The sequence below is a fragment of the Demequina sp. TMPB413 genome (assembly GCF_020447105.2).
Lineage (GTDB): Bacteria > Actinomycetota > Actinomycetes > Actinomycetales > Demequinaceae > Demequina.
On record NZ_CP096184.1, the window covers coordinates 1,402,739 to 1,424,157 of the forward strand.

General features: G+C 66.0%; 20 protein-coding genes. 5 read left to right on the plus strand and 15 right to left on the minus strand.

From position 1 onward, the window contains the following. Positions 1-3 precede the first annotated feature (3 nt). The 5 genes from rbfA to rimP form a co-directional block, all read right to left on the minus strand. A complete protein-coding gene (rbfA, locus tag LGT36_RS06795; RefSeq protein ID WP_226095442.1) occupies positions 4-444 on the minus strand; it encodes a 30S ribosome-binding factor RbfA in 441 nt (146 codons plus the stop codon). Beyond that, the gene (gene infB / locus LGT36_RS06800) at positions 444-3,119 is read right to left on the minus strand and encodes a translation initiation factor IF-2 (protein ID WP_226095441.1); all 2,676 of its coding nucleotides are present in this window, start codon (positions 3,117-3,119) and stop codon (positions 444-446) included. The genes rbfA and infB overlap by 1 nt, the downstream gene beginning before the upstream one ends. A 131-nt stretch (positions 3,120-3,250) precedes the next feature. Continuing rightward, a complete protein-coding gene (locus tag LGT36_RS06805) occupies positions 3,251-3,493 on the minus strand; it encodes a YlxR family protein (protein ID WP_370634263.1) in 243 nt (80 codons plus the stop codon). A gap of 65 nt (positions 3,494-3,558) precedes the next feature. Beyond that, positions 3,559-4,548: a transcription termination factor NusA gene (nusA, locus tag LGT36_RS06810; RefSeq protein ID WP_226095439.1), complete on the minus strand. Its 990-nt coding sequence runs from the start codon at positions 4,546-4,548 to the stop codon at positions 3,559-3,561. Positions 4,549-4,587: 39 nt separating this feature from the next. Then, positions 4,588-5,052: a ribosome maturation factor RimP gene (gene rimP, locus LGT36_RS06815; RefSeq protein WP_226095438.1), complete on the minus strand. Its 465-nt coding sequence runs from the start codon at positions 5,050-5,052 to the stop codon at positions 4,588-4,590. Between the two features lie 96 nt (positions 5,053-5,148). On the opposite strand from rimP, the gene LGT36_RS06820 reads away from it, so the two are divergent. The 4 genes from LGT36_RS06820 to LGT36_RS06835 all read left to right on the plus strand — a co-directional run bounded on the left by LGT36_RS06820 (position 5,149) and on the right by LGT36_RS06835 (position 9,429). Beyond that, on the plus strand, positions 5,149-6,327 hold the full coding sequence (locus LGT36_RS06820) for a hypothetical protein (RefSeq protein WP_226264368.1): 1,179 nt from the start codon (positions 5,149-5,151) through the stop codon (positions 6,325-6,327). Positions 6,328-6,621: 294 nt separating this feature from the next. Beyond that, on the plus strand, positions 6,622-8,196 hold the full coding sequence (locus LGT36_RS06825) for an HNH endonuclease signature motif containing protein (RefSeq protein ID WP_248642192.1): 1,575 nt from the start codon (positions 6,622-6,624) through the stop codon (positions 8,194-8,196). 115 nt (positions 8,197-8,311) lie between these two features. Further along, positions 8,312-8,665 (plus strand): PadR family transcriptional regulator, encoded by a 354-nt coding sequence (locus LGT36_RS06830; RefSeq protein WP_226096377.1) that lies wholly within the window; start codon positions 8,312-8,314, stop codon positions 8,663-8,665. Further along, positions 8,662-9,429, plus strand: coding sequence for a hypothetical protein (locus LGT36_RS06835; RefSeq protein ID WP_226096376.1), 768 nt, complete (start codon positions 8,662-8,664; stop codon positions 9,427-9,429). Before LGT36_RS06830 ends, LGT36_RS06835 begins: the two co-directional genes overlap by 4 nt. A gap of 21 nt (positions 9,430-9,450) precedes the next feature. Here LGT36_RS06835 and LGT36_RS06840 read toward each other — a convergent pair whose 3' ends face one another. Beyond that, positions 9,451-11,244 (minus strand): proline--tRNA ligase, encoded by a 1,794-nt coding sequence (locus tag LGT36_RS06840; RefSeq protein ID WP_226096378.1) that lies wholly within the window; start codon positions 11,242-11,244, stop codon positions 9,451-9,453. A gap of 132 nt (positions 11,245-11,376) precedes the next feature. On the opposite strand from LGT36_RS06840, the gene LGT36_RS06845 reads away from it, so the two are divergent. Further along, complete coding sequence (locus LGT36_RS06845) at positions 11,377-12,429, plus strand: alpha/beta hydrolase (protein WP_226096375.1); 1,053 nt, start codon at positions 11,377-11,379, stop codon at positions 12,427-12,429. Here LGT36_RS06845 and LGT36_RS06850 read toward each other — a convergent pair. Genes LGT36_RS06850 through frr form a run of 9 tightly spaced genes read right to left on the minus strand, consistent with a single transcriptional unit; the run spans position 12,426 to position 21,407 of the window. Continuing rightward, positions 12,426-13,214 carry a D-alanyl-D-alanine carboxypeptidase family protein gene (locus LGT36_RS06850; protein WP_226096374.1) on the minus strand — a complete coding sequence of 263 codons (789 nt, stop codon included), beginning with the start codon at positions 13,212-13,214 and terminating at the stop codon, positions 12,426-12,428. The genes LGT36_RS06845 and LGT36_RS06850 overlap by 4 nt on opposite strands. Before the next feature lie 21 nt (positions 13,215-13,235). Then, complete coding sequence (locus LGT36_RS06855; RefSeq protein ID WP_226096373.1) at positions 13,236-14,144, minus strand: GNAT family N-acetyltransferase; 909 nt, start codon at positions 14,142-14,144, stop codon at positions 13,236-13,238. Then, complete coding sequence (ispG, locus tag LGT36_RS06860) at positions 14,141-15,295, minus strand: flavodoxin-dependent (E)-4-hydroxy-3-methylbut-2-enyl-diphosphate synthase (RefSeq protein WP_226096371.1); 1,155 nt, start codon at positions 15,293-15,295, stop codon at positions 14,141-14,143. Before ispG ends, LGT36_RS06855 begins: the two co-directional genes overlap by 4 nt. Before the next feature lie 42 nt (positions 15,296-15,337). Continuing rightward, entirely contained in the window at positions 15,338-16,615 is a 1,278-nt protein-coding gene (locus tag LGT36_RS06865; protein ID WP_226096369.1) for an RIP metalloprotease, read from the minus strand. Between the two features lie 26 nt (positions 16,616-16,641). Continuing rightward, a complete protein-coding gene (gene dxr / locus LGT36_RS06870; protein ID WP_226096367.1) occupies positions 16,642-17,808 on the minus strand; it encodes a 1-deoxy-D-xylulose-5-phosphate reductoisomerase in 1,167 nt (388 codons plus the stop codon). Beyond that, positions 17,805-18,362 (minus strand): DivIVA domain-containing protein, encoded by a 558-nt coding sequence (locus LGT36_RS06875; protein ID WP_226096365.1) that lies wholly within the window; start codon positions 18,360-18,362, stop codon positions 17,805-17,807. The genes dxr and LGT36_RS06875 overlap by 4 nt, the downstream gene beginning before the upstream one ends. Then, positions 18,359-19,447 carry a 23S rRNA (adenine(2503)-C(2))-methyltransferase RlmN gene (rlmN, locus tag LGT36_RS06880; RefSeq protein ID WP_226096363.1) on the minus strand — a complete coding sequence of 363 codons (1,089 nt, stop codon included), beginning with the start codon at positions 19,445-19,447 and terminating at the stop codon, positions 18,359-18,361. Before rlmN ends, LGT36_RS06875 begins: the two co-directional genes overlap by 4 nt. A 29-nt stretch (positions 19,448-19,476) precedes the next feature. Further along, the gene (locus LGT36_RS06885; protein WP_226096361.1) at positions 19,477-20,850 is read right to left on the minus strand and encodes a phosphatidate cytidylyltransferase; all 1,374 of its coding nucleotides are present in this window, start codon (positions 20,848-20,850) and stop codon (positions 19,477-19,479) included. Further along, positions 20,850-21,407, minus strand: a complete 558-nt coding sequence (gene frr / locus LGT36_RS06890; RefSeq protein WP_226096359.1) for a ribosome recycling factor — start codon at positions 21,405-21,407, stop codon at positions 20,850-20,852. Before frr ends, LGT36_RS06885 begins: the two co-directional genes overlap by 1 nt. Positions 21,408-21,419: the final 12 nt, after the last annotated feature.

Genomic DNA, 21,419 nt, shown 5'->3' on the forward strand with positions numbered 1-21,419 from the left:
GGGTCAGTCTTCCTGGTCGTCCTCGTCGGAGGGATGACGGTAGGGGTCTTCCTCTCCGGCGTAGGCCGCGCCTTCGCGCAACTTCGCGAGTTCTGCATCCCGAAGCGCGGCCTCGTGGAGAGCCTTCTCCAGCGTCGCCGCTGTCTCAGGCACCGCGTCGAGGTGGAACTCGAGGGAGGGGGTGAGCCGGATGCCCAGCTCACCTCCCACCATCGAACGCAGACGTCCCTTGGCCGACTGGAGGGCGGCGGCCGTATTGGCCCGTTCCTCTTCGCCGCCATAGACGGTGTAGAACACCGACGCTTGTTGCAGGTCGCCGGTGACACGCACGTCTGTCACGGTGACGAACCCCAAGCGCGGGTCCTTGATCTCGTTCTCCAGCGCGCGGGCGACGATCTTCTTGATCGTGCCCGCGAGCCGAAGTGCACGGGGTGAGTCGGCCATCAGGACCTCGGAATCTCCACCATCTCGAAGGTTTCAATCATGTCGCCTACCTGGATGTCGTTGAACTTGCCGAGGCCAATACCGCACTCGTAGCCGTCCCTGACCTCGGTGGCGTCGTCCTTGAACCGGCGCAGCGTGTCGATGGTCGGTTCGCCAAGCACGTTGCCGCCGCGCACGACGCGCGCCTTGGCGTTGCGCTTGATGACGCCCGAGCGCACCAAACAACCTGCGATGTTTCCGAACTTCGAGGAACGGAAGATCTCCATGATCTCGGCGGAGCCGACCTGCTTCTCTTCGAACTCGGGCTTCAGCATGCCGGTGAGCGACGCCTCGACGTCTTCGATGGCACGGTAGATGACCGAGTAGAAGCGCATGTCGACGCCTTCGCGATCGGCCAGTTCCTGCACCCGCTCGGCGGGACGCACATTGAAGCCGATGATGATGGCGTTGTCGACGGTGGCCAGGTTGACGTCGTTCTGCGTGACGGCACCCACACCACGGTGGATGACGCGCAGGTCCACGGAATCGCCCACATCGATCGCGAGCAGCGCGTCCTCGAGTGCCTCGACGGCACCGGACACATCGCCCTTGATGATGAGGTTGAGGGTGTCAACCTTGCCTTCCTCGATGGCCTTCGTGAAGTCTTCGAGGCTGATGCGCTTGCGACGCTTGGCCAACTGAGCGGCGCGCTCGGCTGCTTCGCGCTTCTCAGCGATCTGGCGTGCCGTGCGGTCGTCTTCTGCCACCAGGAACGTGTCTCCTGCGCGGGGAACCGACGTGAGTCCGATGACCATGACGGGACGTGCAGGCAGAGCCTCCGTCACCGCCTCGTCGTGCTCGTTGAACATGGCACGCACGCGACCGTAAGCCGTGCCGGCCACAATCGCGTCGCCCACCCGCAGCGTTCCGGACTGGACCAGCACCGTCGCCACAGGGCCGCGGCCCTTGTCGAGGTGAGCCTCGACTGCGACACCGCGCGCGTCCTTGTTCGGGTTCGCACGCAAGTCAAGACCAGCGTCGGCCGTCAGCAACACCGCATCGAGAAGCGCCTCGATGTTCTTGCCTTGGGTCGCGGAAACCTCGACGAACATCGTGTCGCCGCCGTATTCCTCTGCCACCAAGTTGTACTCAGTGAGCTGCTGGCGAATCTTGTCGGGGTTCGCGCCTTCCTTGTCGATCTTGTTGATCGCCACGACGATCGGCACGTTGGCCGCCTGTGCGTGGTTCAAGGCCTCCACCGTCTGCGGCATCACGCCGTCGTCGGCCGCGACCACAAGAATGGCAACGTCGGTCACCTGTGCACCACGCGCACGCATGGCGGTAAACGCCTCGTGACCTGGGGTGTCGATAAAGGTGATGGCCCGGGTGTCGCCCTCGTGATCGCGGTGAACCTGGTAGGCACCGATGTGCTGCGTGATGCCGCCGGCCTCACCCGACACGACGTCGGCCTTGCGGATCGAGTCGAGCAGGCGGGTCTTACCGTGGTCGACGTGACCCATGACGGTGACGACAGGGGGCCGCACCTCGAGGTCCTCATCGGTCTCCGCCTCGAGTTCTGCCTCAAGGTCGAGGCCGAAGTCCTCGAGAAGTTCGCGGTCCTCTTCTTCTGGCGACACAATCGTGATCTTGTAGCCGAGTTCTTCACCGAGAGCCTGGAACGTGTCCTCGTCGAGCGACTGCGTGGCGGTGGCCATCTCTCCCAAGTGGAAGAGCACCGTCACGAGCGAGGCGGGGTTGACGTCAATGCGGTCGGCAAAGTCGCTCAGCGTCGCGCCGCGGCGCAACTTCAGCGGGGTGTTGCCGTCGCCACGAGGGATCTGCACGCCACCGATCGAAGGAGCCTGCTGCTGCTCGTACTCCATCCGCTTCGCGCGCTTTGACTTGCGTCCGCGCGCTGGGCGGCCTCCTTGACGTCCAAAGGCACCGGCTGTGCCGCCGCCGCGTCCGCGACCGCCTGCAGCCGGACGGCTACCTGGAGGTCCGCCGAAGCCTGGTCGCTGCGCACCAGGAGCGCCACCTGGGGCGGCTCCTGGACGTGGCGCGAAGCCGCCGGGACGTGCACCGCCTGGAGCCGGACGGCCCCCTGCGGCTGGTGCGCCTGGACGGCCAGCGGGTGCGCCGCCTGGGGCGCCGCCCGGGCGAGGACGGGGTGCTCCCGCACGTGCCGCCTGGAACGGGTTGTTGCCGCCTGGCCGAGGACGCGGAGCGCCAGGACGAGCCTGGAACGGGTTGTTCCCCCCTGGACGCGGGCGCGGGCGCGGCATGTCGCTCGGGAGCGGCGCTGACGGCTTCTTGCTTGCATCCGCTGCGGGGGCAGCGTCGGAAGTGCCCTGAGACTGTGCTGGGGCTGCTGGCGCCTCGGGCGCGGCCTGAGAAGGCGCGCTCGGTGCTGGCGCGGCGGCCTGAGGCTCTGGTGCTGCCTCTGGCTCGGGTGCAGCAGGCTTGGGTGCAGCAGGCTTGGGGGCAGGCTTGGCGGCGGCGGGCTTGGTTGCCGGGGCCGCCTTGGCTGGTGCTGCCGATGCGGGGAAGGCCTCTTTGGCCTTGCGCACGACGGGTGCTTCAAGGGTCGAAGAAGGTCCCTTGACGTATTCGCCGAGCTCGTTCAGCTTGGCAATGAGGTCTTTGCTCGGTACTCCGAGCTCCTTCGCGATCTCGTGAACGCGGGGCTTAGCCACAATTCTCCTGTCTCGGTCCGACCAAGACAGGGTCGAACCATCGTTACTGCGGGGTACTCATTTACGGGTACTCATTGGATGACCATTGGCTTTCATCCTGTCCGGTCGATGGGTGGGCTACGGTCCGCTGTCTAGCGGAACGCCGGATGCTCGACGAGCCCCGACGCATCAATTGCTGCCGTGCGAAATGCGCGGCTAAATGCGTGGCGCTGTGTCGCGTGTGAGAGGCAACTTCTGTCCGGATGGAGCCATGCTCCCCGGCCAGGCGCGACTGCTGATTCGTCGACCACTAAGCGGCCGTCGGTCAGCGCCACTCGCACTAGAACCGACCGCGCGTCTTTCCTTCGACACCCGACGCACGTTCGCACAGGCACATGTCCTGCGGGGCGCGCGTCGAACTCAGGCTCGACGTTCGGCCCACCTAGTCTAGCGCGCTCGGTCAGTTCAGGTCACCCTGCTGCGTCGGCGCTTCGTCAGACTGGATATCGATACGCCAACCGGTGAGGCGCGCGGCGAGGCGCGCGTTCTGCCCCTCCTTGCCGATCGCGAGGGACAGGTGGTAGTCGGGGACGATCACGCGGGCGGAGCGGGACTCGGCGTCGACGACGGTCACCGACACCACGCGAGAAGGCGATAAGGCATTGCCGACGAACGTGGCCGGGTCATCGTCCCAGTCCACGATGTCGATCTTTTCCCCGCGTAGTTCGCTCATGACGGCACGCACGCGTGCGCCCATGGGACCGATGCAGGAACCCTTCGCGTTGACGCCTGGCACGGTGGCACGCACCGCCATCTTGGAGCGGTGGCCTGCCTCCCTGGCAAGGCTCATGATCTCGACGGTGCCGTCGGCAATCTCGGGCACCTCCATCTCGAAGAGCTTGCGCACCAGTCCTGGGTGCGTGCGGGACAGCGTGATCGATGGGCCCTTCGCGCCACGGGCCACCGTCAGAACGTAACCGCGGATGCGCTGGCCGTGCTCGTACGTCTCCGTTGGCACCTGCTCGTGGCCGGGCAGGAGGGCCTCGACGTCGCCGACGTCGACGTGCACGTTTCTCGGGTCCGCGCTTTGCTGAATGACACCCGAGACCAGCATGCCTTCTTTGTCAGCGTATTGGCCAAGAACGGCGTCGTCCCCTGCCTGGCGAAGCCTCTGCACGATGACCTGCCTGGCCGTTGCGGTGGCGATCCTGCCGAAGTCATGCGGCGTGTGCTCAAACTCTGGCCCTAGCAGTCCGTCTTCTGTCTCCTCGCGCGCCTGGATCGACACCTTGCCCGTCTCGCGGTCCACGATCGCGCGTGCGTGCGCGTAGGCCCCCGGCGTCTTGTGATAGGCGCTCAAGAGTGCCTGTTCGATCGCATCGATCAGGACATCGAGCTTGAGGTCGCGCTCCTTCTCGAGTCCCTTGAGGGTCATCATGTCGATGTCCACGTCGTGTTCCGTCCGTTCTGTCCACTGGGCCCGTTGGCCTCAGTCGAGTCGTTTCATCTCCACCTGCACGCGACCCTGCTTGACGTCGGCGAGCGCCACAGTGAGCTGCTCCCCGTCGCGGTCCAGCAGCAAGTCCGTGTCGGTGACATCGGTGAGGCGTCCCGAGATCGGGTCGCCGGTGTGCACGTCGAGGGCGACGAGCCGCGTGCGCGCGCGCATGAAGTGACGGCGCAGCGTGAGAGGGCGGTCGACGCCGGGGGTCGACACCTCGAGGAGGTAGGCGCCTGACGGAACGTTGGCCTCATCGAGGGCCTCGCCGATGGCACGCGAGGCCGCGGCGACGGTGTCCAGGTCAGCGGAGCCGACGGCGTCCTCAGGGAGGTCGACGGTCACGAGCACCCTGGTGTGTTTGCCAGCGGCGCTCACCGTGACGGAGTCCACCACGAGGCCAGCGGCCTCAGCGGCCGGCGCTGCCAGGTCAGCAATGCGGTCGTCGAGTTTCATACGCTGCCTCCCTGCGCGCTCGCGCGCGTTCCGTTGCTTCACTTGTACTCGCCCATGATTCTACGGCCCCGCGGCGGCACATGGGAGACTACCCGCATGGCGGGTCTGGAAGAGGGCGGCGGCTCGAGGACGCGGCGGGCTCTAGCGGTAGCGTCGGCGGTGGCGATCGCCGTACTGCTGGCTGGCTGCGGCGTGCGCTGGGAGACCGAGCCTCCCGTGTTCCCTTCGCCCGATGCGGTCACACTCGAGCGGGACGCTCTCGCCCAGGCGGAGGCCGACGTCGCCGACGCCGCCGCGCGCGAAGGCGCAGCCGCTGATCCCGTCGTCGCTGGCGCGGCCGCCGCAGCCGAGGCCCACCTCGACGTCTTGGGGGGCGTCTACGTCGCCTACCCGTCGGCGAGCCCGTCCCCTGAGCCAGAGCCCACGGTCTCCCCCGCCCCGTTGCCGACGCTGGCCGAGACGATTGGCGCCGCGCGTCGCACTGCCGCAGGCGTCGCGGAGACGACGGCGGATGCCGACCTCGCTTTCCTCGCCAGATCTATCGATCTGGAGTGGGCGTTGAGGGAGTTGTGGGCAGAGCGCAAGTCAGAAGAGGAACAGCGAGAGGCGGAAGCGGCGGCCGACGCCGCGGCGGCAACTGCCTCCCCCGAACCCACGCCCACGCGCGAAGGCGAGCCAGCGGATGATTCGCCCAGCGAGGCCACGCCCGTGTGGTTTCCGCTCGCCGACGGCACGATCGACATCGACGCTGGGTTCGCCCCAGGGGCGGGCGAGGGCGTTGCGCCAACGGGGCTATCTGACGACGTGCTCACCGAGCTCGCCATCGCTGAGGACCAAGCACGATTCGCCTACGAGACGCTGGCCGCTCAAGAGTTCGGTCCTCGCAGGGAGGATGCCCTCGACAGGGCGGCGCTGCACGAGGAGCGGTCGGACGCCTTTGCGGTCTTTCTCGAGGAGGACCCGAGGACGCCGCTCTACCAGTTGCGCGACGTGGACCTGCTCGACCCCGAGGCGCGGCGCGCGCTCGAGCGCACACTCGAGACCGATCTCGCCTTGCGCTATGCGGCGCAGCTCGACAGTGCCGCACCAGTCGATGCCGCCTGGCTCCTCAACGCTGCCTTCGACGCCTACGCGAGGGCTGTCCGCACCGACGGCTTCGCTGCGGGCGACCTCCCGACGCTTCCTGGCGTCTTGGTGACCGCGAGTGACGAGGCTCGAGTTCCCGAGCCGTCCTCGACTACCGAGGCTTCGACCGTTTCTCCGACGCAAAGCTAGCCAGCCGCCGCCGGACACGCTCTGCCCCCTGGTGGCTTGATTCGTACCGTTTTTGCGGGGGTTCGGTCGCCTGGTGGCTCGATTCGTACCGGGTTTCGCTGTCCGGGGCCGACGGTGGGGTGGGTTTCGTGCCTGCCGGGCCGACGCTGGGTTGCGTTTGCGTGCCTGCCGGGCCGACGCCGGGGTGGGTTTGGTGGGTGGGCGGTGTCGTGCCCAGGCCGGGGTGATGGAGCTTGTCCACAGACCATCGTGCCTGGTAGGTGGTTGTCAGGGGGTGGTGGTTGACCGTTTGTCATGACCAACCAGACGGTGCTGGAGCGGGCGCAAGTGCAGCAAGTGGGCGCACTGTTGCGTGACCTGGTGCACTGTGACGTGTCCGGACTGGGTGAGGACGAGTTTCTTGCCGTGCTGGACGAGGTCGTAGCGGTCGCCCGTTTGTCCGACACGTTGCGGGCCCGGGTGGCAGGAGACCTGTCCAGGCGCTCGACCCCTGATCAGGTTGGTGGTGGATTGGCCAGGCGGCAGGGGTTTGGTAACGCAGGGTTGATGGTCGCTTCCGTCACCGGTAGCACCACGGCGGGAGCGATGCGGACCATCGAAGCCGGAAGGGCGTTACTGCCAGAACCCGTCCTGGTCGAGGGTGTGAGCGACACATCGAGCGCGGCCGCGCCCGACGGCGACGACGGTCCTGCCACCATGATGAGCTCCACCACACCCGTGCTTGCCCCACCCGCACCTCGGTTTCCTGCTGTTGCTCAAGCAGCCCTGGATGGGGTGTTGTCCACCGATGCGGTCGCGGTGATCACCACCGGTCTGGAACGCCTCAGCGACCGTTTAGCCGCCGTGGAGCTTCACGACTTGGAGCACCGTCTGGTGGCCAAAGCCGTCGGGTTGACACTCAAAGACGTCCGCCGGTTGGTTGAGCATGCTGTCGCCAGGGCCGACCTGCCAGGACACCAGGCCCGTGAGAGACGTCAACACGAAGACCGGTACCTCACCTGGTCGGAGGACCACACCGGGATGGTCACCCTCAACGCCGGGCTCGACGCCGTCACCGCAGCACCAATACGCACCGTCATTGAACAAATGGTCACCCACCAGTTCCGTGGACGCCGCGACCAAGACCCTTCCGAACGTGACCGGCGCACTCCAGGTCAAATGCGGGCCGACGCCCTACATGACCTCGCCCGCCACGCCCTGGGTTGCCAGGAGACAACAACCTCAGGGGTACGCACCACAATGGTGGTCCGCATGAAACTGTCCGACCTGAACTCGGGAACCGGACTTGGCAGCATCGATGGCACCACCCAACCCATCTCGGTCAGTGAACTACGGCGCCTGGCCGGCGACGCAGAGATCATCCCCCAAATCCTCAGCGGTGCCAGCGAGGTATTGGACCAAGGCCGCCGGGTCCGCATGTTCACCCCAGCCCAACGCCTCGCATTGTTGGAAAGAGACGGGGGCTGCGCAAAATGTCACGCACCACCCGAACACTGCGAAGCCCACCACATCGTCTGGTGGCGCCACGGCGGGCGAACAGACCTTTCCAACGGGATCATGCTGTGCACCAGATGCCACCACGACATCCACCGCCAACACTGGGGCATCCGCATCGACAACGGCCAACCCTTCTTCATCCCCCCACCCACCATCGACCCCACCCAACAACCACAACCAGGCGGACTCGCCGCCCTCACCCTCGACCAGGCGGCGACAGGACCCGCAGCCCCGGGGGAGAACTCCGTCCTGCGCCAAAACCCCGCCCCGCCAAAGAACCCCGCCTCCAAGGAGAACTCGGTGTTCAGCGAAGCCGCACGGGAGAACTCTGCCATCAGCCAGAACACGCGGGAGAGTTCCGCCTCCAAGTAGAAATCCGCCCCAACATGAAGGTCCGGGCGTCAGATGGGCAATCACGAAATGGCGTGGGGCACGCACCGAACCTGCCTAGATAGACAGCCAATCTAGATCGCGATACTTTCTAGGTGTGACCAACGAGGAACCATGGCCGAGGGACTGGCTGCGCGGAGTGCTTGAGTTGTGTGTCCTCAGAGCTATCGCCGAAGGCCCCACCTACGGATATGCCATCGCAACGAGCCTCGAAGACTCCGGCTTGGGGCATGTCAAGGGCGGCACCCTGTACCCCCTGCTAAGCCGTTTCGAGTCCGCGGGCCTCGTGTCAGTCGAGTGGCGCGCGGGTGAGGGTGGGCCCGGCCGCAAGTACTACCGGCTGACGGAAGCCGGCTACGCCGAGCTGCGCGACGGCGCCTCTCGCTGGACCCGTTTCACGCAACTGACGCGCAAGGCCATCGACACGACGACCACGGAGGACGCGATATGAGCACCAACCCACACGGGCAATGGTCGCGGCGAGCCCTGGAACGCAGCGTCGCCCCGCACATCGATCCAGACTGGGCCGAGGCGATGCTTCTCGAACTACGGCTACTCGGAGTGAGCGGACCCGCCATCGGTGCGGCGCTCGCGGAGGTCGACTCGCACTGCCTGGACAGCGGCCAGACAGCCCAGGAAGCCTTTGGTGATCCAGTCGCGTACGCCAAGAGCCTCGGGCTTGCTACCGAAAGTGAGGCATCACCGCACGCGCTCCTCCTGGCAGCCGCGCCCGTCCTTGTCCAAGTGCTAGGAATGCTCCTCTTGCTCCCCAGTTTCGCTGCGTGGCGCGCGGGCGCTCTCGCGCAGTTCTCGATCGGAACGCTCGTCAGCACCGGGCTGCTCTTCGCGTTCGTCGCAGTCGCGATCCGCTGGATGGACGTCTTGCTGCGCGCCGTGGCTCACTCACCGGTTGCCGCGTGGGCGATGTCACTGATACCTCTTGCGCTCTTCGCGGCCGCGCACGTGCTGTTCCCCGCGAACGCGCTCCAGTTGCCGCCTGCGTGGCCCATGACGCTCGCGCTCGCGCTCCTCGCGTGCGGCGCGGCGTGGTTTCTGGTCTCGCAACGAGACGACGCCGACGACCCGGTGACCGCGCCCCTTGCGCCAGCGAGCGGCACGGTGCAGGTGAGCGGCACGGTTCGAGTCATGACGGCGGGATTGGTACCCCTGGCGACCTTGGCGATGCTCGCGATCTTGTGGTGGACGACCGGGTGAGATGTCGAGTGCGCCGTCGTTCTAGCCGGCGAGCGCCTCGCGTACCGCCGTCGCCACCGCCGTCACCGCATCGCCGACGGGAATCTCCGCCGCGTCACCGGTCGCCCTGTTCTTAAACTCGACGGTGCCGTTCTCGAGCCCACGGCCAACCACCAAGATGTAGGGCGCACCCAAGAGCTCTGCGTCCTTGAACTTCACCCCAGGCGACACCTTGGGCCGATCGTCGTACAAGACCTCCACGCCAGCCGCCTCAAGACCCGCAGCCACCTCTTGAGCCGCCGCGAACACCGCGTCGTCCTTGCCGGTGGCCATCACATGCACGTGGTACGGCGACACGTGGATGGGCCACGCGAGGCCCAGTTCGTCGTGATAACGCTCCGCAATCAAGGCCACCGCGCGCGTCACACCGATGCCGTAAGACCCCATCGTGACGGTCACTTGCCTGCCGTTGACGTCGAGCACCTTGAGGTCGAGAGCCTCGGCGTACTTGCGGCCCAACTGGAAGATGTGACCGATCTCTACGCCACGCGCGAGTTCAAGCGGACCGGAGCCGTCTGGAGCGTCGTCGCCTGCACGCACCTCGGCGCCCTCAATCGTGCCGTCGGCGACGAAATCGCGACCCATCGTGAGGTCGAAGATGTGGCGACCGGGAGCGTCGGCGCCCGTGATCCAGCGCGTGCCGGGAACGATACGCGGGTCAACCAGGTAAGGAATCGCCGTGTCCCCATCGTCACCACGCGAAACGCCTGCCGGGCGGGCCTGCGGGCCGAGAGCGCCAGGGCCGATGTAGCCCTTGACCAGTTCGGGATGCGCCGCGAAATCGGCATCGTTCGCCGGCTCCACCACGGCGGGCGACAGTGCGGCCTCAAGTCGCGTCATGTCGGCCTCGCGGTCGCCAGGAATCCCGACAACCAGCAGCGAACGCTCGCCAGCGGGAGAGGTGAGCGCCAAGACCACGTTCTTGAGCGTGTCAGCAGCCGTCCACTCCCTGTCCGCGCGCGGGTGCGCTGCGTTGGCGACCGCGACGAGCGTCGCGATTGTGGGGGTATCGGGAGTGTCCTCGACGTGGGCGGCGGGAGCGTCGGCGATGTCCAAGTCTGGCGGCACCGGCGTCGTCACGGCTTCGACGTTTGCCGCGTAGCCGCCGGGAGAGCGCACGTACGTGTCCTCTCCGACTTCGGTGGGCGACAGGAACTCCTCCGACTGAGAGCCTCCCATCGCGCCCGACTGGGCCTGCACGATCACGTACTCGATGCCAAGGCGCTCAAAGATCCTGATGTACGCCTCGCGCTGGATCTGGTACGACCGCTCAAGACCCTCGTCATCGATGTCGAAGCTGTACGAGTCCTTCATGATGAACTCGCGGCCGCGCAGCAGCCCCGCGCGCGGCCTGGCCTCGTCTCGGTACTTCGTCTGAATTTGGTAGATCGTGAGAGGCAAGTCCTTGTACGACGAGTACAGATCCTTGACCAGCAGCGTGAACATCTCTTCATGCGTAGGCGCCAGGAGGTAGTCGCCGCCCTTGCGATCCGCCAGGCGGAACAGGTTGGGGCCGTACTCCGTCCACCGCCCCGTCAGTTCGTACGGCTCACGCGGTAGCAGCGCGGGGAAGTGGACCTCCTGGCCGCCCGCCGCGTCCATCTCTTCGCGCACCACCGCTTCGACCTTCGCGAGCACCTTGAGGCCCAACGGGAGCCAGGTGTAGATGCCGGGCGCCGCGCGACGGATGTAGCCCGCGCGCACCAGGAGGCGATGAGAGGCAACCTCTGCATCGGCGGGGTCTTCACGGAGCGTGCGGACAAAGAGCGTGGACATGCGCAACATGACGCCAAGCCTAGTTGCACGAACGACGGCGACGACGCGCCCGTGACCTCGGTCGCTGGTGACCGCACGTGGGCGCTCCTAGCGTGGTGATCACCTGGAGTGGTGAGGCGATGGGAGACGACGATGGTGCGCACGATGACGTGGCTAGGCAGGATCGCCGCTGTCTGGCTCCTGGGAAGCCTCCTAGGCGCCCTCGCGGCGCTCGGTCCCGCGCGATGGGCCGACGAGGTGACCGTTGGTTCCATCGGAGCTGGCGCGGGAATCGTGGTTCTCCTTGCCACTCTCGTCTGGCTGATACGGCAGGGTGTCCGCGGGCGGTCGCGGACGATCCTCGCTGCCATCGCAGGCACGATCTTGGTGGCCGTGGCGGCCATGCCAGTGGGTGTCGCCGTATGGGCGACACACCCGCCGCACGCTGACGTGGAGGGTCCCGCACCAGAAGGGGCCCTTGAGGTCGCGATCGACGTTGACGACACCGTGACCCTCGCCGGTTGGTACTTTCCCACTACGAGTGGCGCGGCCGTGGTCCTCAGTCACGGGGCCGGCTCAACTCGCGACGACGTGTTGCGCCAGGCTGAGGTTCTGGCCGACGCCGGCTACGGAGTGCTCGCCATCGACGCCAGGGGCCATGGGGAGTCCTCCGGCGAGGCGATGGACCTCGGTTGGTGGGGCGAGGCCGACATCTCGGCAGCCATCGACGCTCTCGTAGCGATCGACGGCGTTGACCCTGAGCGGATCGGTCTTGTGGGAATCTCCATGGGCGGCGAGGAGTCGCTCGGGGCAGCCGGGCAGGACCCGCGTGTCAAGGTCGTGGTGGCGGAGGGCGCTACACAACGCACCGCGCAAGACAAGTCCGGTTGGCTGCCCCGCCATCCGCTCGGCTGGCTACAGCGCGGGATGGATGCCGAGCGAGATGTCCTCGTGAGATGGCTCACCGAGGCGCCGCAGCCGCGCACTCTGCGCAGCTCGGCTGGGGCCAGTGACGTCCCAGTGCTGCTCATCACTGCTGGCACCGTGCCTGACGAGGCGGCGGCAGCGGCATGGATCGCGAAAGGCAACAGTCGAGTTGAGACCTGGGCTGTCGAGAACGCGCGCCACACCGGCGGCCTCGCGACGGCTCCCGAGCAGTGGCGAGAGCGCGTCGTCGGCTTCCTCGATGCGGCAATCGGCACTTAGCCGTGATCGGGAGACGCCTCCACACCGAAGTACTCCTGCAGCGTCGCCACGCCTGACTCATGCATGTCCATCGCGACCTCCTTGCCCACATACCGGACATGCCACGGCTCATAGACATAGCCCGTCACCGCCTGGGCACCATCGGGGTAGCTGACGATGAACCCGTACTCATGCGCGTGCTCACGGATCCAGGTCCCTGCTCCGGAGGCACCAAAGCTCGCCCTCAAGAGATTGGCGGGGGTGTCGTAGAGATCCGCGGCCAGTCCCGTCTGATGTTCCGAGTGCCCGGGCCTAGCAACCAAGCGATCCGCCGTGGCGACGCCTGATTCCCTCACCTCGCGCTGGTACAGGTACTGCTGGAACTCGAAGTCGCGATAGGCGGTGTTGATGCGAAAGGGAACCCCTGCTTCTGTAGCGGCGGCGGACATCTCCGTCATTGCGTCAGCAGCCTCAGCCTGCATCTGCTGATCGGCCCCACCGGGCACACCGCTCAGTGTCACGAGCTCAGCGGGGACGTATGACAGCGGCGAGAGAGGCCGACGCTTTGTCACGACCACGGTGATCGACGACGCGCTTGTGTAGTCGTGCGCGACGGTCACCTCGGGCGCCGCCGACGGCACGCTGACGGAAGGATCGGCGCTCACCTCCTCGACCACCGGCGCGGGAGGCTCGATGAGGCGTCGCTCAGGCGGCCCGGGTTCTGGGGCGCAAGAAACGAGCGCGATGAGCGCCACCAACGCGACGCCGATGGGCGCCAGGTTCACTGCGGCGAGTACTCCACGCATTCCTTCAGCCTACGGAGGTCCTCAAAACATCACGGTGGCAAAAGTGCCAACGCGTTCGAAGCCCGCGGACTCGTAGGCACCGATGGCCGCCTCATTGAAGTCGTTGACGTAGAGCGAGACCGCAGGTGCGTGGTCCTTGCGCACGCGCTCGACGAGCTGGGACATGCCGACACTTCCGTAGCCTTTCCCCCTCAGGCTCGGTTGCACCCACACTCCCTGGATCTGTGCCACTCCCCCGCCGACGACGCCCACCTCTGCCTTGAAGACGATGTCGCGCTTGCCTCCCACATCGCCGAACATGACGTAACTGCGGCCGGCCCTAATGAGGTGCGCCAAACGCTCTTCATACGCCTCCCGGCCATGCTCGAGAGGGTCATATCCCACCTCGCCAAGAAACATGTGTGCTGCGGCCGGTAGGAGTTGCGGGTAATCGGCCATGGACGCTCGCCGCAGCGGCTCGCCCTCCCCTAAGGGTTCCTTGACGGGCTCGGGGTCTCGGCGCATCACCATCGAGACCTGGCTAGGCCGCAACTGTCTGGCTGGCCCCCACCACTGCTCGATTCTTCCCCAGAGGTCGAGCGTCAGTTCCGCCTCGCCGACCAGCGCCGCTGGCCTGCTCAGACGACCGACGACGGCCGCGGCGACTTCCGCCCTGGCGTCGTCTTTGTGCTCCTCGGCCGTCGGAAGAACGGCCGTCAGGTTAGCCCCTGACCACAGCACGCCCGCAAGGTCCGACGAGATGCGCCCGCGCCGCCTCACTACCCACAGGCCCGTCGGCACGATTCCTGCACGCACTGCGGTCTCGAGGTGCATCGCCGGCACCACGTTCGCGACGGGGTCCGTCGCGCACAGTTCTCGTGCGGCGCCGACATCGCGGCGTTGCGCTGGAGCCAGCGAATACTGGCCCCTGCGCAACAGCGAGTCGGTCATCCCGCCGTAACCACCTGAGGTGCACCGCCCTCAACAGGTTCCATCGTGGCTGCGATCTTCATGGCCTCTTCAATGAGTACCTCGACAATGTCTTTCTCAGGGACGGTCTTGATGACCTCCCCCTTCACAAAGATTTGGCCCTTGCCGTTCCCCGAGGCGACTCCGAGGTCTGCTTCTCGTGCCTCGCCCGGACCATTCACCACGCAGCCCATGACGGCGACGCGCAGCGGCACCTCCATGCCTTCGAGCCCTGCCGTCACCTTTTCCGCAAGTTCGTAGACGTCCACTTGCGCGCGTCCGCACGATGGGCACGAGACGATCTCGAGTTTGCGCGGGCGCAGGTTGAGGCTCTGGAGGATCTGAATGCCCACCTTCACCTCTTCAACTGGGGGTGCGGACAGAGACACGCGAATGGTGTCGCCGATGCCCTTACTCAGCAGCGCTCCAAAGGCGGTGGCTGACTTGATCGTGCCCTGGAATGCGGGGCCTGCCTCGGTGACGCCGAGGTGCAAGGGCCAGTCGCCGCGTTCCGACAGCATCTCGTAGGCGCGCACCATCACGACGGGGTCGTTGTGCTTGACCGAGATCTTGAAGTCGTGGAAGTCATGCTCCTCGAACAGGCTCGCTTCCCATACCGCCGACTCCACGAGGGCTTCTGGTGTGGCCTTGCCGTACTTCTTGAGCAGCCGCGGGTCGAGGGATCCTGCGTTCACGCCGATCCGAATCGACGTCCCGTGATCTTTCGCTGCTTGAGCGATTTCCTTCACCTGGTCGTCGAACTTCTTGATGTTGCCAGGGTTCACACGTACCGCGGCACAGCCTGCTTCGATCGCCGCAAAGACGTACTTGGGTTGAAAGTGGATGTCGGCTATGACGGGGATATTCGACTTCTTCGCGATGGCGGGCAGCGCGTCGGCGTCGTCCTGCGTCGGACAGGCCACCCGCACGATGTCGCAACCAGACGCGGTGAGCTCGGCAATTTGCTGGAGCGTGGAGTTGATGTCCTCTGTCTTGGTGGTCGTCATCGACTGCACTGAGATCGGCGCGTCCCCACCCACGTAGAGGTCGCCGACTTTGATTTTGCGGGTCTTGCGGCGCGGCGCGAGGGTGGGCGCAGGCATTGCCGGCATTCCGAGTCCGATTGACGTCATGGTTCTAGTATCACAAACCGCGGGGCAACTTCATTCCAGGCGCTACGTGAGACGCACCGGAGCGACGATGTCAGCGAAGACCAGAACCAGGCTCATCACGATGAGCACTCCGAACACCGAATAGGCCAGAGGCATCATGCGGGCCACGTCGACAGGAGCTGGGTGGGCAAGGTGTCGGGAGCGCGCCCACGCGTTCTTGATGGCCTGCCAGAATGCCGACGCGATGTGGCCACCATCGAGCGGGACCAGCGGAATCATGTTGAAAACGAACAGAGCGAGGTTCAGGCCGCCGAGTAGCAACAGCAGTTGCGCGACCTTGTCGAGGTTGGTCACGCCCTCGTTGTCGTTCGCGCCGACGTCTCCGGCCACCCGGCCGACGCCGACCAGACCCATCACCGACTCTTGAGACCTCTCCTCGAGACGGAGCGCCGCTCGCGAGATGTGCCACAACTGCTGTGGCAACTGCGTGATCACGACCGCTGTCTGAGCGATATAGTCGCCCGTCACTTCGATGCCCGATGTGAGCGGCTGCCGCTCGCGCTGCGTCTGCGAGTACACGCCCATGTATCCGACGGTGTCGACCGCCGCAGAGCCGTCTCCAGCAACTACCTGTCGTGGCGCTGGCGTGAGCGACAGTTCCACGGTTTCGCCGCCCCTGCTCATGGTCAGTTCGACGGGCTCGCCTGGTCGCTGGGAGACGTAGTCTGCGACGTCGGCCCAGGACTCGGTAGGGATACCGTCAACCGCGACAAAGACATCGCCCGGCTGGATCCCAGCGGTCACCGCTGGAGACTCCTCATCTCCGGGCGCGCAGTCGACGGTGCCTGCTGGCGGGACGCAAGCCACCGTGTCGCGCACGGTCAGCGTCTGCACGTGGGACCCGATTCCCGAGAAGACGACCGTGAAGAGCAGCGCGGCGAGCACAAGGTTCACCACGGGCCCGCCCGCCATGACGATCGCCTTCTTCCACCACGACAAGCGGTAGAAGGCGCGGTCTCGGTCCGCACCGATCTCTGCCTCTGAGGCGGTCCTCGCGTCATCGATGAGGTCACGCATCCAGCCGCGCACCTTGACGGGCTTGACCGCGTCCCCCGGCGGCACCATGCCCACCAAGCGCACGTACCCACCTAGAGGGAAGGCCTTGATGCCGTAGGTGGTTTCGCCTCGCTGGCGAGAGAACAAGGTCGAGCCGAAACCGACGAAGTACTCGCTGACCTTGACGCCGAAGCGCTTGGCAGGGATGAGGTGGCCCAGTTCGTGGAGGGCGATCGAAAGCATGAGACCGACCGCGAACAGCACGATGAAGAGCACCTGGAGCATGGCACCACTGTAAGCCAGCGAGAGCACTACCTGGCAGCGATGAGGGCGTCGGCTCTCGCACGAGCCCAAGACTCGGCGGCATCGACGGCATCGAGCGACACCTCGCCGGGCCACACGTACTCCTCGACCACCGCGCGAACGGTGTCGACAATCGCCAGAAAAGGCAGTCTGCCAGCCACGAAGGCCGCGACGCACTGCTCGTTGGCCGCGTTGAAGACGGCGGGATGGAGGTCGGATTCCGCCGCAGCGCTACGGGCGAGGGCTATCGCGGGAAAGGCCTCGTCATCTACCGGCTCGAAGTGCCACGCCGACGCGGTGGTCCAGTCCAGTCCGGGCGCCGCCTCGGGGACGCGGTCGGGCCAGCCGAGGCCCCAGGCGATCGGTAGCCTCATGTCGGGCGGCGAGGCCTGCGCGATCGTGGAGCCATCGACGAACTCAACCATCGAGTGGACGATCGATTGCGGGTGAATCACCACGTCGATCTGGCTGTAGGGCATGTCGAAGAGCCAGTGTGCCTCGATGACCTCGAGCGCCTTGTTGACGAGGCTCGCCGAGTTGATGGTCACGACGGGCCCCATGTCCCAATTGGGGTGCTTGAGCGCCCGCTGGACCGTGACCCCGGCCAGTTCGGCGCGGCTGAGGCCCCTGAACGCACCCCCAGAGGCCGTGAGCACGAGCCGCTTCACCTCTGAGCGCGCGCCGCCGCGCATGGCCTGCGCGAGCGCAGAATGCTCGGAGTCGACCGGCACTATCTGATCGGGACGCTTCAACGCAGCCTTCACCAACGCACCGCCCGCCACGAGCGACTCCTTGTTGGCGAGCGCGAGCGAAGAGCCAGCCTCCAGTGCGGCGAGACTCGGGCGCAACCCCACGGAACCCGTGATGCCGTTGAGCACCACGTCGGCTCCATAGCCTGCCACTTCCACGACGGCCTGCGGCCCTCCCACCACCTGGATATCGGAGACGCCCGCCGCGGCCATCGCGTCCCGCACGTCGGCGACTGCGCCAGCGTCGGCCACTGCGACCATCCCCGGCCGCGTGGCGGCAACCTGGGCCGCGAGCGCCGCAGGATCACTGCCGCCAGCGGCAAGCGCGGTGACTTCAAAGCGGTCAGGATTGCGCCCGATCACGTCGAGCGCCTGAGTGCCGATGGAACCTGTCGATCCCAGCAGCGCCACAGTTCTCAGGGTCACTGAACACCCATCAAGACATCGACCGCGCGGGCCAAGAAGGCGTCAACCGTAGGTTCGTCATAGGCGCCTCGTTTGCCGCGGCGCTTGAATGTGACGTGGCGAAGATCCTCGGCCGTGAGGCTTGCGCCCGCGTCGAAGAAGGCGATGAGCCTCTCGATCAGTTCGTCGACCTCGCGAGCATCGTAACCGTGGCGGGACTTGACAGGAGGGCGGAAGCGCTGGCCTTTGGGGCGGCGCAAACGCGGGTACAGCACTTGCGCGCGTTGCGCGAGCTGGCCCATCCAGGCGTCTTGGCCGTTGGCACGGACATACTGCTCACGCGCCCTGGTGGCGAAGGCTGCCTCGAGCCTGTCGAGTGCGCCGTCGACGGCAGCGGTCTTGTAGCCTCCGCGCTTCAGGTCAAAGGCGGCGCGACGCACGTCGAGGGCCGTGAGCCCGCCGTCGTCGAGCATCGGCCGCTCGTAAGCACTGCGCGCCTTGTCAAAGAACTCGTCCACCTGGCCGCGGTGGTACCCGGTCCGCAAGAATCCGGCGTGCGGAAACAGGTCCCTCATGTGTCCTCCTTGATGGCCAACTGGCCGCATGCACCATCGATATCACTGCCACGAGTATCGCGGATGGTGACGGGTATTCCGTGAGCGGCGAGCGTGTCGACGAAAGCCTGTTCGACCTTGGGGTCGGACGCCGTCCACTTGCTACCAGGGGTGGGGTTCAGCGGGATGGGGTTGACGTGGACCCAACCGGTGCCACGCGCGAGGAGCTTTCGACCCAACAGGTCAGCGCGGTGAGCTTGATCGTTGATGTCTCTGATCAGCGCGTACTCGATGCTCACGCGCCTGCCGGTGGCGTCGAAGTAGCGCCGCGCAGCGTCGAGTGCCTCGTCCACGCTCCAGCGGGTGTTGATTGGCACCAGTTCGCTGCGAAGTTCGTCGTCTGGCGCGTGGAGGGACAGCGCAAGCGTGACGGGGATGCCTTCCCTCGTGAGACGGTCCATCGCGGGAACAAGACCGACGGTCGAGACGGTCACATGGCGGGCTGACAGGCCGAAGCCTTGAGGCTGTGGTGCCACGAGCGCACGCACGGTGGCGAGCACTGCCTTATAGTTCGCGAGCGGCTCGCCCATACCCATGAAGACGACGTTCGACAGCCGCACCTCCTCGCCAAGCGCGCCATCCCGTGCGGCTCTCGCCGCAAGACGGACCTGCTCGACGATCTCGGCGGTGGACAAGTTGCGGGTCAATCCCATTTGGCCCGTCGCGCAGAACGGGCAAGCCATCCCGCATCCCGCTTGACTTGTGACGCAGAGCGTCGCGCGGCCGGGGTACTTCATCAGGACCGATTCGACCTTGACGCCGTCGTGAAGGCTCCACAGCGTCTTGACCGTGGCGCCCTTGTCGGCCTCAAGAGTGCGCACCTGTGTCATGAGGGGAGGGAACAGTGACGCCGCCATCGTGTCGCGGGCGGCCGCTGGCAAGTCGCTCATCTCGTCGGGGTCGACGGTGAGGTGCGTGAAGTAGTGCGTAGTCAGCTGCGACGCCCTGAAGGCAGGCTGCCCCAGCTCCTTGACGGCAGCGGTGCGCTCTTCAGGTACGAGATCGGCGAAGTGGGCGGGAGGCTTCCCGCGCTTGGGCGCTGCCATTTGGATGACCGGCACGGTCGGTTCGCCCGTCACAGTCCGCCACCGCCTAGGGTGCCAAGGAAGATCGCGAACACGACGTAGCCCACCGGGGCGGCAAACAGCAGCGAGTCGATCCTGTCGAGGATTCCGCCATGACCCGGCAGCGCATGCGACATGTCCTTGACCCGAATGTCGCGCTTGAGCGAGCTCTCGGCGAGGTCACCGATGACGGCGGCAACAGCCGACGCTGCACCCACCGCGGCGCCGATGTACCAGCGCCCTTCAAAGAAGTACCACGCGGCGCCGGACGCGACGAGGGTGCCAAGAAGTACCCCTCCGATGGCGCCCTCCCATGTCTTGGCTGGGCTCACGCGCTCGAGAAGCTTGTGTCTGCCGAGCCACATACCCGAGACGAGAGCGCCCGTGTCATTGCCCACGACCGCGAGCACCACGATGAAGACGCGCTGCCAGCCGTCGTCGGCAAGCTCTAGCAAGTAAAGGAACGACGCAAGGAAGGGCACCCACAACAGGGTCAAGACGCCGGCGAGGGAATCTGCCAGGGTGTTCTCGACCCGTTCATCGCCGATGCGCCACGCCACGATCCCTGCACAACCCACCAGCAGCGCCACGACGAGGCCTTCTGGTTTCGCGTAATGCGTGGCGATCCCTAGCCCCATCGTCGCCGCGATGAGCGGAACAATAGGCACCCGGCGCCCATGCCTCTCAAGCGCCCTCTTCCATTCGATCACCGCGGCGATGCAGAAGCCGTACAGCAGCACGGCGAAGGCGACCGGGTGGTACCACGCTGACACCAGTGTCACGGCGAAGAGCAACAGGCCGACGCCGGTCGCCACGACGAAGTTCCGTGAGGCCGCGACGGGCGCGACGTCGGGGATGACGCCTGCAGAGTCGTCTTGGAAGGCGGCTTCGTGTTGCGGGGCATAAGCAGAACCCTCGAGCACCTCGGTCGAGTAGCCGTCGACGACGTCGTCCACCGAGCCCGTTTGCTCCGATCCTGCCTCTGCCACAGTCCACCCGTCGCGAGCGAACTCGTCCCTGGCGCCGTCGGCATCCTCGCCGACAGTGTCAGCCTCGAGCTCGCCTGGCAAGAAGGGGACGGGCGCGAGCATGCTGCCGTAGTCGTCATGAACTGTTCCAGGAACGACCTCTCGCGCTGCTCGCGCTGCCGGCGCGTCCGACGTCAGCGGCGGATCGATGGCGTCGTCACCGGGTGCGTAGTCGGACACCTCTGGCACCCCACCGCCCTTTCGCCGCTCGAAGGCATTCAGTTGCAGGGCACGGTAACGGTGTGAAGAAAAGAGGTCGGCCGCGCGTTGCCGCTTACCGGGACGCGTCGGACCCGCCTCTGCATTCGAGTTCTCCTCGCCTGCGGGAAGCGTGGACTCGGCGTCGTCGCGAGCCATCAGACCTCGAGCAGCTCGCTCTCCTTGTGGGCAAGCAGAGCGTCGATCGCATCAACGTGCTTCTTGGTCAAGGAGTCAAGTTCCTTCTCTGCGCGAGAGCCCTCATCCTCGCCGATGTCTCCGTCTTTGACGGCGGCGTCGATCTGGTCCTTCGCCTTGCGGCGCATGTTGCGAACGGTCACCCGCGAGTCTTCCGCACGCTGCTTGGCGAGCTTGACGTAATCGCGACGCCGTTCCTCCGTGAGCGCCGGCATGTTGATGCGCAACACCTGACCATCATCTGACGGGTTCACTCCGAGGTCGGACTTGCGCAGAGCCGACTCGATGTCCTTCTTTGACGTGGCGTCGTAGGGACCAATCACCACCGTGCGCGGCTCGGGAATCGTGATCGACGCCAACTGCTGCAGCGGCGTGGGCGCCCCGTAGTACTCGACGGCGATGTTGGCGAACATGGCGGTCGAGGCATGACCAGTGCGAATGCCAGCCATGTTGTCCTTCGCGACTTCCACCGCGTTGTCCATGTTCTCCTCAGCGTCAAGGAGGATCTCGTCAATCACGTGTATTCCTTC